Annotated in this window: 1 protein-coding gene; it reads left to right on the forward strand. The window is 44.1% G+C overall.

Annotated features, from left to right (window positions below; all coding sequences use genetic code 11):
• Positions 1–45: 45 nt before the first annotated feature.
• Positions 46–395, forward strand: a 350-nt coding sequence (locus tag JW499_RS21795) for a hypothetical protein (RefSeq protein WP_205212535.1), incomplete at its 3' end; no start/stop codon positions are given.

Raw genomic sequence — 395 nt, forward strand, 5'->3', positions numbered from 1 at the left:
GTCAGTATGATTCAGGAGCCAACACCGTCAGAGATTAAACAACGCATGAAACACAATAAGGGCGAAACCCACTGGGATGAAAACCAGTGTGCTATAGGTTCGCTTAATCGCTGGGGATTAATCTACTTTTACATCACTATGTTTGCTAAAGGAGGGATTGTAATTATCGGCCCGATGTTCATTTTAACGATTATAGCCTTTGTCATTCTAGATGATTGGAACTTTGTCGATGTAAGTGAAGTTATATATAATTTTACACTATCTATCTTCCTACCTTCAGGCCTGATCTGGGGCTACGCTGAAGCGTCTGAGCATGGCTACCTCCCCATGCCCTGGTTTATGAAAGCGGTCAAACATTTTTCGTTCAGCCGCAGCACCGGCATGGTCACCCGCTA

Origin of the sequence: Amphritea pacifica, assembly GCF_016924145.1 — a bacterium.
In the GTDB taxonomy this organism is placed as follows: domain Bacteria; phylum Pseudomonadota; class Gammaproteobacteria; order Pseudomonadales; family Balneatricaceae; genus Amphritea; species Amphritea pacifica.